The sequence below is a fragment of the Longimicrobiaceae bacterium genome, assembly GCA_035936415.1.
GTDB lineage: Bacteria > Gemmatimonadota > Gemmatimonadetes > Longimicrobiales > Longimicrobiaceae > JAFAYN01.
In genome coordinates this window covers 1-9,102 of the sequence record DASYWD010000364.1, presented here as the reverse complement: position 1 = coordinate 9,102, position 9,102 = coordinate 1, and the positions used below count along the sequence as shown (strand labels likewise).

Annotated in this window: 11 protein-coding genes and 1 rRNA gene; 3 read left to right on the top strand and 9 right to left on the bottom strand. The window is 71.8% G+C overall.

Features of this window, described 5'->3' with window-relative positions; all coding sequences use genetic code 11:
* From VGR37_14735 to VGR37_14720, 4 genes are all read right to left on the bottom strand, one after another.
* A partial coding sequence (locus VGR37_14735) for a hypothetical protein (protein ID HEV2148657.1) occupies window positions 1-974 on the bottom strand: 974 nt, incomplete at its 3' end.
* A gap of 226 nt (window positions 975-1,200) precedes the next feature.
* Window positions 1,201-1,569 carry a DUF423 domain-containing protein gene (locus tag VGR37_14730; GenBank protein ID HEV2148656.1) on the bottom strand — a complete coding sequence of 123 codons (369 nt, stop codon included), beginning with the start codon at window positions 1,567-1,569 and terminating at the stop codon, window positions 1,201-1,203.
* A 101-nt stretch (window positions 1,570-1,670) separates the two neighbouring features.
* Window positions 1,671-2,075, bottom strand: coding sequence for a hypothetical protein (locus VGR37_14725; GenBank protein HEV2148655.1), 405 nt, complete (start codon window positions 2,073-2,075; stop codon window positions 1,671-1,673).
* 14 nt (window positions 2,076-2,089) lie between these two features.
* Window positions 2,090-2,977: a TIGR02587 family membrane protein gene (locus tag VGR37_14720; GenBank protein HEV2148654.1), complete on the bottom strand. Its 888-nt coding sequence runs from the start codon at window positions 2,975-2,977 to the stop codon at window positions 2,090-2,092.
* A 239-nt stretch (window positions 2,978-3,216) separates the two neighbouring features.
* Between VGR37_14720 and VGR37_14715 the strand changes: the two genes are divergently transcribed.
* Both VGR37_14715 and VGR37_14710 read left to right on the top strand, forming a co-directional pair.
* Window positions 3,217-3,924, top strand: a complete 708-nt coding sequence (locus tag VGR37_14715; GenBank protein ID HEV2148653.1) for a hypothetical protein — start codon at window positions 3,217-3,219, stop codon at window positions 3,922-3,924.
* A 16-nt stretch (window positions 3,925-3,940) separates the two neighbouring features.
* A complete protein-coding gene (locus VGR37_14710; protein ID HEV2148652.1) occupies window positions 3,941-4,792 on the top strand; it encodes a L,D-transpeptidase in 852 nt (283 codons plus the stop codon).
* Window positions 4,793-4,884: 92 nt separating this feature from the next.
* On the opposite strand, the gene yhbY is transcribed toward VGR37_14710, so the two are convergent.
* Genes yhbY through VGR37_14695 form a run of 3 tightly spaced genes read right to left on the bottom strand, consistent with a single transcriptional unit; the run spans window position 4,885 to window position 7,727 of the window.
* Window positions 4,885-5,181 (bottom strand): ribosome assembly RNA-binding protein YhbY, encoded by a 297-nt coding sequence (gene yhbY / locus VGR37_14705; GenBank protein HEV2148651.1) that lies wholly within the window; start codon window positions 5,179-5,181, stop codon window positions 4,885-4,887.
* 22 nt (window positions 5,182-5,203) lie between these two features.
* The gene (locus VGR37_14700) at window positions 5,204-6,592 is read right to left on the bottom strand and encodes a sensor domain-containing diguanylate cyclase (GenBank protein HEV2148650.1); all 1,389 of its coding nucleotides are present in this window, start codon (window positions 6,590-6,592) and stop codon (window positions 5,204-5,206) included.
* 37 nt (window positions 6,593-6,629) lie between these two features.
* Window positions 6,630-7,727: an ATP-dependent 6-phosphofructokinase gene (locus tag VGR37_14695; protein ID HEV2148649.1), complete on the bottom strand. Its 1,098-nt coding sequence runs from the start codon at window positions 7,725-7,727 to the stop codon at window positions 6,630-6,632.
* Window positions 7,728-7,955: 228 nt separating this feature from the next.
* Here VGR37_14695 and VGR37_14690 point away from each other — a divergent pair, with 228 nt between their 5' ends.
* Complete coding sequence (locus tag VGR37_14690) at window positions 7,956-8,252, top strand: metal-sulfur cluster assembly factor (protein HEV2148648.1); 297 nt, start codon at window positions 7,956-7,958, stop codon at window positions 8,250-8,252.
* 92 nt (window positions 8,253-8,344) lie between these two features.
* Here the strand turns inward: VGR37_14690 and VGR37_14685 are convergent, their stop codons facing one another.
* Together VGR37_14685 and rrf are read right to left on the bottom strand one after the other, a co-directional pair.
* Window positions 8,345-8,812, bottom strand: coding sequence for a plastocyanin/azurin family copper-binding protein (locus VGR37_14685; protein ID HEV2148647.1), 468 nt, complete (start codon window positions 8,810-8,812; stop codon window positions 8,345-8,347).
* A 210-nt stretch (window positions 8,813-9,022) separates the two neighbouring features.
* Window positions 9,023-9,102 (bottom strand): 5S ribosomal RNA (gene rrf / locus VGR37_14680); the annotation flags it as partial.

Below are 9,102 nucleotides of genomic sequence, written 5' to 3'. Positions count from 1 at the left end.
GCCTCGCTGCGCGGCTCCGGGCGGGACTCCCGCGGCTCGGGCCGGCTCTCCGTCTCCCGCTCCTCCCGGCGCTCCACCCGCGGGGAGGCGTCGTCCTCGCGGAAGCGCTGCCTGTCGCCGGTGCGGCGCTCGATCCGCTCCCGCTGCGGCAGCTCGCGGCGCTCCGGCTCCGCGACGGGCTCCACGGTCGGCGGCCGGACCCGGGCGCCCGTGTCGTCCCCGGTTTTCCCCTCCGGCTCCGGGCGGGTGCGTGTCGGCGGACGGACCGCGCTGGAGTCCCGCGGCTGCTCCGGGTCCTTCCGCAGCGGCGGAGCGTTCGGGGCCTGGGCGCAGGCGCCCAGGACGTAGTACGCCGGCCCCTCCACCACGCGCCCGTCATCGCACCGCACGCGCACCCACTGCTCCGCCCGGTAGTTCCCGGTGTCGTAGCTGCGATTGGGCCAGATCACGTACACGTCGTCGGTCCAGTCGCCCCGCGCCCCGTACGGCAGGACCAGCGACGCCAGGTCGTCCATGAGGCTGTACGGGTTCATGGAGGCGAAGCTGGCGAGCCCCATGTGCCGGCGGAGCGCCCCCGGCGCATCCATCAGCCCCGAGAGCCGCAGCGGCGCGTCCGAGGCGACCATGTACAGGTAGCGCGGCTCCCGCGAGGTGTACGGCGACGGGCTGAAGTACGAGTAGTACTGCCGCGAGCGCGAGACGAACACGCTGTTCATCCCCCCGTAGAGGTAGTTGCGCTCGCCGCTGTACGCCGGGTACAGCAGCCCCACGCCCTGCCCGGGGACGATCTCGAAGATCGCCACGTGGGCCGGGCGGCTGACGTCCACCAGCAGCCGGCCGCTCACGTCCACGATGCGCGCGCGGAGCGGCCGGCCGTCGTACGCCGACGGGTCGAAACCGTCGGACGGCGGCGCGGGAAGGGCCGCGCAGGAGGACAGGAGCGCGGCCAGACCCAGAATCGCGAGAGCTCTCATGGCGAGAATAGGCTAGGGTGAGAGGTCGGATTCCGGTACCCTCGCGGCGCCGGAGAGATCCGTTGGAGCCCTGATGGGGGCAAGGAGCATTCCGCGCGCACCGGAAACACTAACCCTTTTCGAGGCATTCCCTTACCCTTTCCGCGGCCATTTCGCGGGACGCCGGACGGACTCCCCCGGGGACGGGTGTGTACCCCGGAAAGGACACTTCCCGGAGCCCGTGCCCTCAGCTTCGCCAGGCGGACCAGGCTAGGAGCGCCCATCCCGCGAGGAAGGCGACCCCGCCGATGGGGGTGACGGCGCCGAGCCAGCGGGCCCCGGTGAGCGCCAGCAGGTACAGGCTCCCGGAGAACACCACGATCCCCGCCACGAACGCCCAGCCGGCCGCCGCCGCACCGCCCGGGGACCAGCGGTCCACCGCCCACGCCACCGCCAGCAGCGCGAGCGCGTGGTACATGTGGTACCGCGCCCCAGTCTCGAACACCGGCAGCAGGTCCGGCGCCACCCGGTCGCGCAGCGCGTGCGCCCCGAAGGCCCCGGCCGCCACGCCCAGGAGCCCGAAGATGCACCCCAGAATCCAGAAAGTCTTCGCCATCTTCCCGTACGGATCGCCTGGAGCGAAAGGAGAACGCGATCACCCGCGGGGAAGATGGGCGGTGGATGGACCGGGCGCCAGCCGGAGCGGGCGCCCGGACGTCACGGGCGGTCGTACCCCCTGGGCCGGACGCGGAGTGCGTAGTCGCGCGGATCCTCCTTGAAGAAGAGCCCCGCCGAGCGGCGCCCCTTGGCGGGGACGTAACTGATCGTGGTCTCGCTCTTCTCCACCGTACCGGTGTCGCTCTTCAGCTCACCCTCCACCAGGAGAGCGGCCGCCGTCTCACCGCCCTTGTTCTCGACCCGGAGCTGTACCAGGAAGCCGTCTTCCTGCGCGATGATGGAGTCCACCGTCACCTTCACTGCCGGGGGAGAGCTGCTGCCGGTGAGCGCCTCACGGAGCATGAAGGCGACGGCTCCGACCACCAGGAGTGTGCCCACGGCCGCCGCGACCCACTCCCACCGGGAGGTCCGGCCCCCGGCCCGCTCCTGCCCGCGCTCCCCCATCGTCTTCCTCCCGCTCACAGGATCAGGCGCGCCGCGGCCGCGCCCAGGCCGGCCGGGAAGCCGAGCACGATGGCTTCCATCAGCATTCGCGCCGGGGCATGGTCCTCATACCGCCCGAAGGTCCAGAGGACGTACGCGCTCACCAGGAGCGCGATCGCGTATCCGACCATCGTGAAGCGGAGGAACAGGCTCCACCACGGCGTCCCGTCCGGCTCCCTGTGGCTCCCCCTGAACTCCACGGCGTACACGAAGGCGTGCATCATGGCCAGCGAGGCGGCGGCGAGCGCCAGGGCGTGCCACGGCGTCATCTTGAACGCGATGAGGATCATCTCCTCGGTGGGCGCCACGTTGAAGGCGAGGAACACCGCTCCGGCCGTCATGAAGAGCAGCTCCCCACCGTAGCCGGCGTGCTCCTTCCGCTCCTCCTCCCTGCCCCCTCCCCCTCCCAGCTGGCTCGCGGACAGCACCGCCCCGAAGCTGGCGGGGACGGCCTGGAGGGCCACTTTCCCGACGATCTCCCGGGCCGGCATGGTCGTGTCGATGATCGCCAGGAGCGCGAGCACCACCGCGGACGCCACGAACCCCACCCCGTACGCCACCATGGCGTCCACGGCGTCCTCCCCCCAGGTGGAGGTCTCCTTGAACCCGGAGTAGTGGTCCAGGCCGATGAGGAGCGGGATCATGAAGATCGTGAAGAGGGCCAGGTGCAGGCGGCTCATGTAGAAGCCCAGCCACCACATCTCCATGGTCATCAGCAGGGGGAGCGAGAAGAAGATCGCCCCCCCGAACGCCCGCGCCAGGCCGATGGCGAACAGGCGGTCCGGGCTCTGCTCTCCGGCTCCCGCCGCGGACTCGCCCCCTCCCGTCTTCGCCGTGCGGTGGACCCCGGTCCTCGCCTCCATGCGCCCCCCGTGTGCAGGTCCAGATTGGTGCGGGGTGCAAGCAGCGGGCCGGTACGCGGGGAGGGAGTCCCACGGAACCGCCGGCCCACGCCCGTGTAACCCAAGTACATGCAGGCAAACCACATACGCACCATCGACCAGGAGGTACAGGAGCACGGGGGGGGAACGGGTCTTGCTTCGACGGCCCCCCGAAACCCTCGAAAGCGACCGCGAACCTTCCCGACCATCCGACGAGGCGAATGACCGAGACGCGAACGCGCTTCTCCCGGTTCCGGCAGGATCACCCGGTCTTCTTCTGGGGGACGGCGACGCTGATGGTGCTGTTCCTGGTGGCGACCGCGACCGTCGCGTCGCGGATCCCGCAGTACCGCCGCGAGGCGGCGGAGCTGAACCAGCGGATGACCGCCGCCGAGCGCGCCACCCGCGACCGGATCCTCGAGTCGCGTGCGGCCCGCTCCGAGATGGCGGTGGCGCTGCTGCAGAGGGAGCTGCGGGTCAAGGGACTGCAGCAGAAGGGGCTCCACCTGGCGGTGAGGATGGAGGACTCCACGCTTCTGCTGCGGCACGGGCAGGCCACCCTCCGCGCGGTCCCGGTGCGGATCGGGCCGGACTCGACGATCAACGCGCCCGACGGCCGCACCTGGCGCTTCGTGCGGGCGCTGGGGCAGCGGACCGTCCGCGACAAGGAGACCTCGCCGGTCTACACCGTGCCGGAGTGGGTCTACGTGGGCCGCGGTGAGCCCGTCCCGCCGGAGGAGGAGCGGCGGGTGAAGGGCGCCCTGGGCCGGTACGTGCTCCGCCTGGACGACGGTACGGAAATCTACAGCGAGCCGGAGTCGGGGCCCCTGGCCGACGGCGTGAAGCCCGCCGCGTTCATGGTCCGCGAGCGGGACATGCGGGCCATCTTCGACGCGGTCCGCGAGGACACTCCGGTCTTCATCTACTAGCTGCAGGGAGAGGACGATGGACGAGCGCACCACACGCGCGGGCGGGCCGGAGCGGCGGAACCACACGCCGCCGGGCCGCCTGCGCCGGATCTTCTTCGACTACCGAGGCGTCACGCTGGCGCTGCTGGGAGGCGCGGCGCTCCTGGCCGTGCTCTTCGTGACGGCCACCGCATGGGCGGTCAACGAGCGGTACGAGCGCGACGTGGCGAAGATCGCCTACGCGCACGACATGCAGTCGCTCGCCTTCCTCCAGGAGCAGGAGGCGCGGAGCGCCGCCGCCATCGCGGACAGCGTCCGCCAGCTCGAAGCGAAGGAGAGCGAGCTGCTCCCGTCCGAGCGCCCGTACCTGGTGGTCTCGATCGCGGAGCGCAAGGTGAGCTACATCAAAGGGGACGACACCCTCTTCGCGGCCCCGGTGGCGGTCGGCTCCGGGAAGACGCTGGTGCTGGGCGGAAGGACCAAGCGCTTCCAGACCCCGCGCGGGAAGATGTCCATCACCCACAAGGAGCTGGACCCGGTGTGGGTGCCGCCCAACTGGCACTACGTGGAGGTGGCCCGCAAGCGCGGCCTGCGCGTGGTGGACATGAGCAACGCCCCCCCCAACGCCCTGGCCGGCTTCCCCGCCGGGCGCGAGCCGATCCGCGGGAACACCATCTACATCCCGCCCTGGGGGAGCCCGCAGCGCAAGCACAAGGGCGTGCTCGGCGTCGCCAAGCTGGAGATGTACGACGGGTACTACTTCCACGGCACCGACAACGAGGCCTCCATCGGGACCGCCGCGAGCCACGGGTGCATCCGCATGCGGAAGGACGACATCCTCTGGATGTACGAGAACGTGCCGGTGGGGACGCAGGTGTACATCTACTGAGTGCGGAAGTGCGAGAATAGAACGGCGCCCCCGCCGGGAGATCCGGGTGGGGGCGCCGTTCGTCTAGCTCCGGAGCGGCCCGCCGCAGGAAGCTACGCCGCGGGCAGACGGATCTCCGGCTTCTCCGGGTGCGGCCGGTACAGAACGGCGGTGCGGCCGATGGTCTGCACCAGGTGCGCGCCGCCGATGCGCTCCGCGAGCTCCGCGCCCGCTTCGCGCACGTTCTGCGGGGCCGCCTCCTGCACCTTCACCTTCAGCAGCTCACGCGTGTTGAAGGCGTCCTCCACCGCGCGCACGGCCGTGTCGCTCACTCCCTCCTTGCCGACCTGGAAGATCGGCTTCAGGTGGTGCGCCAGCGACTTCAGGTGCGCGCGCTGCTTGGGCGTCAGGCTCTCGGTTGCGATGTGTCCCTCACTCGGTCCGGGGTGAATCCGCCGCCATGCCGCTCTCGGTCTCTCCCGCCAGGGGCCCGCCCGAGGCCGGCTCCACCCGGTTCCGCCCCAGCGTCTTCGCGCGGTACAGGGCGCGGTCGGCGGCCCGCAGCAGCTCCGCCGCCGTCTCGCCGTCGTCCGGGTACGCGGACACGCCGAAGCTCGCAGTCATCCCTCGCGGGACCTCCTCCGTAGGGGCCAGCGACCCGATTGTCGCCCGGAGGCGCTCCGCCAGCTTCAGCGCCTCCTCTTTGGGGGTCTCCGGGAAGAGGAGGGCGAACTCCTCGCCCCCGTAGCGGCAGGCGCTGTCCGTGGTGCGGAAAGCGTGCCGCACCGTCCGCCCGATCCGCTGCAGCGCCGCGTCCCCGGCGTCGTGCCCGAAGTCGTCGTTGATCCGCTTGAAGTGGTCGATGTCCAGGAGCACCACGCAGAGCGGCCGCTGGTAGCGGTGCGCCCGCGACATCTCCACCGACAGCAGCTCGTCGAAGCCCCGCCGGTTGTGGCAGCCGGTGAGCGGGTCGATGGTGGCCTGGGCGCGCAGCCGGTCCAGGAGGTCGGCGTTGCGGAGCGCCACCGCCGACGAGTCCGCCAGGGCGCGGAGGAGGGCCAGGTCGTGCGCCTCGTACGGCGCGTCCGTCATGCGCCGCCCCAGGATCAGCAGCCCCGCCTGCCCCTCGCCGATCTCCAGCGGGGCGACCACCGCCACCTCGGCGGGGACGTGGTCGCGGATCTCGGCGTCCCCGGGAGGGACCCGCGGCGCGCCCCCGGGCGGGGCCACCTCGTGCACGACCCGCGCGGGGACGGCGTACGCCACCGACTCTCCACGGAGCGACCGCACCGCACGGCAGATGTACTCGCTCCCCTCGCAGCGGTAGAGCGCTGCCCACCAGGCGAAGAAGACCTCCCCCACCGAGTCCAGCACCAGGCGCTCCGTCTCCTCGGCGCCGCGGACCACCGCCAGCGTCCGGGCGACCTGCTGCAGCGCCGCCAGGTGGAAGCGGAGCCGGTCCAGCTCCGCCGCCTGCGTGGCGCGCTCCTCCTGCACCGCCCACGTACGCCCGAGCTGCTCCGCGACCGCCCTGCGCAGCTCGGGGGCGAGCGCCTCCGCCCCGCCCGCGAGCCAGAGCTCGCCGGCACCGTCGGGACCGGGGAAGCGGAGCGCGGGCGCCAGCCCGGCCGGGGCGTCGCCCACCGCGAGGGGCACCGGGACGGTGGCCACGGTGATCCGCGCCGGCCCCCCCACGAGCGAGCGCAGCACCTCCACGCACGCGGCGGCGACGTCACTCGCGGAGCCGGTCAGCGGAACGGCGCAGAAGGCCTTCGCCACCGCGGCGGCGGCGGGCCGTCCCGGATCGGGTGAGCTCGGCACGGGTCTCTCGGTCGGGGATGGCGGGGGCCGGTGGCTCTCAGTCGCCGAACGAGACCCCGAGCTGCCGGGCCGTCATCAGGCGGTCGTTGTCCAGGGGAACGGTCTTGATGGCGGAGACGGCGTCCTTGAGCGGCACCGCCCGGATGGCGTCGCCCTGGAGCGCGACCATGGTGCCCAGGCTCCCCTCGTGGATGCAGCGGACCGCCGCCGCCCCGAACCGGAGGGAGAGGTTCCGGTCGTACGCGATGGGGGAGCCGCCGCGCTGGATGTGCCCCAGCACCATCGAGCGGGTCTCCTTGTCCGTGACGGCGGCGATCTCCGCCGCGACCCGCTCCGCGATCCCTCCGTAGCGGCCGCCGGGGTCCACCACGCTGGGCTCTCCGCCCGCGGCGTGCGCCCCCTCCGCCACCACGACGATGCTGAAGCGGCGGCCGTGGGCGTCGCGCTCCCTGACCTTCTCCGCGACCCTCTCCACGGAGTAGGGGATCTCCGGGATCAGGATCACGTCCGCCCCGCCCGCCAGCCCGGACTCCAGCGCGATCCACCCGGTGTGGCGCCCCATCACCTGCACGACCATGACGCGCTGGTGCGCCTCGGCCGTCGAGTGCAGCCGGCCGATGGCGTCGGTGGCCACCTCCACCGCGGTGAAGAACCCGAAGGTGACGTCCGTGGCGCGCAGGTCGTTGTCGATCGTCTTGGGCACCCCGATCACGGGGAGCCCCTTCTCGTAGAGCGCGTTGGCGATGTTCAGCGAGCCGTCGCCGCCGATGGCGATCAGCGCGTCGATCTCCAGCTCCCGGAACCGGCGGACGATCTCGTCGGAGCGGTCCACCGTCCCCCAGGTCCCGTCCGGCTGGCGGACCTCCAGCCCGAACGGGTTGCCGCGGGTGGTGGTTCCCAGGATGGTTCCCCCCAGGTGCGTGATCCCCCGGACCGACTGTGCCGTGAGCCGGAACACCCCCGGCTCCCCGTCCACCTCTCCCTCCAGCAGGCCGGTGTAGCCGCGGCGGATGCCGAGCACCTCCCACCCGTTGTGCAGCCCGGCCAGCGTGGCGGCGCGGATCACGGCGTTCAGCCCGGGCGCGTCCCCGCCTCCGGTGTTGATGGCGATTCTGCGGATCGGTCTGGGCGTCATCTCGGAAGTCATCCTGTCGCGGAGCGGGCGGTCGAGGAGGCGCCGGGGGAGCCCCGGGGCGGCACGGACGCGGGCGGTTCCCGGCAACCCGCGTACCGCCGCGCCACAAAGGTACGCGCCCCGCCGCCGGGGGCAAGTACGCGCGGCTGAGGTTGACAGGCCGCGAGCGGTCCCGGTATCCTCCGGTTCCGAAGCTGTTTGCGGGAGCGTCAACGTACGGGAGTCGAAATGGTTACCGAAGCTGCGGTCAGGAAGGCGCTGCGCCAGGTGAAGGATCCGGAGATGAACCTGGACCTGGTGGTGCTCGGGCTGATCTACGACATCCGGGTGGAGGGGTCGCACGTGGACGTCACCATGTCCCTCACCTCCCCTGGATGCCCCGTGGCCGGGGAGATCCTCACGCAGGCGCGCGAGGCGGTCGAGGGAGTGGAAGGGGTCGAGAGCGCGGACGTGGAGCTGACCTTCTCGCCCCCCTGGACCGCGGAGCGGATCCCCCCCACCATCCGGGCGGCCCTGGGCCTCTGAGGGCGGGCCGGCCGGCGCCGGGGCAGGAAAAGGCGAAGGGGAGGCCGCCCGCCGGGCGGCCTCCCCTTCCTTCGCTCTCTCTGCAGCCGAGCTTACTCGGTGACGTTGACCTTCCCCTTCATCCCCATCATGGCGTGCGGGTCGCACTGGTAGGTGTAGCTCCCCGCGCCCATGGTGACCGGCACGTCCACGCTCTGCCCCGCGGCCATGATGTACGAGCTGGCCGGCGGCAGGTTCGAGGCGCCGGCGTTCTCCGCGGCCGGGAAGGACACGTTGTGCGCGGAGCCGCCGTCCGTGACGAAGCGGAGCACGTCGCCCTTCCTGACGGTGATCTCGGCCGGCTCGAAGATCCCGGAACCGTTGGGGGTGCTGATCATCTTCACCTCGACGACGTTCCCCTCCACGCCTGCGGGAGCAGCCGCCTCCACCGTGGCCGCGGCCGGCACGGCGGCGGAAGACGCCTCCGCGGCGGGAGCCTCGGCACCGCCGCACGCCGCGACGAAGGCCAGCATTCCGAGCACCGGCGCCTGAACGAAGAAGCTGCGCTTGAAGATCGACATTTCCGTCTCCTGGTTCGTTGTCTCAGTGATCCTGCGTGCTCGAAATCTACGGAAACGTCGGGGATGCGCAGTCGGGAGTTCGTGGAACCGCGAGCGTAGCTTTCCCCACCGCTGCCCGGGGGACGGGTAGGGGTTCTCCCGACCGAGAAGGCAGGGGAAAAACAGCAGAGCCCCCCGATCCGAAGAGGATCGGGGGGCTCTGAAGAAGAGGGCTGGCAGCGCCGTACTCTCCCACCGGGTGGCCCCGGCAGTACCATCCGCGCAGTAGGGCTTAACTTCCGAGTTCGGGA

Excerpts from the sequence above, each read along its gene's own strand:
- VGR37_14730 (HEV2148656.1), bottom strand. The coding sequence starts at position 1,569 with ATGGCGAAGACTTTCTGGATTCTGGGGTGCATCTTCGGGCTCCTGGGC.
- VGR37_14725 (HEV2148655.1), bottom strand. The coding sequence starts at position 2,075 with ATGGGGGAGCGCGGGCAGGAGCGGGCCGGGGGCCGGACCTCCCGGTGG.
- VGR37_14720 (HEV2148654.1), bottom strand. The coding sequence starts at position 2,977 with ATGGAGGCGAGGACCGGGGTCCACCGCACGGCGAAGACGGGAGGGGGC.
- VGR37_14715 (HEV2148653.1), top strand. The coding sequence starts at position 3,217 with ATGACCGAGACGCGAACGCGCTTCTCCCGGTTCCGGCAGGATCACCCG.
- VGR37_14710 (HEV2148652.1), top strand. The coding sequence starts at position 3,941 with ATGGACGAGCGCACCACACGCGCGGGCGGGCCGGAGCGGCGGAACCAC.
- VGR37_14695 (HEV2148649.1), bottom strand. The coding sequence starts at position 7,727 with ATGACGCCCAGACCGATCCGCAGAATCGCCATCAACACCGGAGGCGGG.
- VGR37_14690 (HEV2148648.1), top strand. The coding sequence starts at position 7,956 with ATGGTTACCGAAGCTGCGGTCAGGAAGGCGCTGCGCCAGGTGAAGGAT.
- VGR37_14685 (HEV2148647.1), bottom strand. The coding sequence starts at position 8,812 with ATGTCGATCTTCAAGCGCAGCTTCTTCGTTCAGGCGCCGGTGCTCGGA.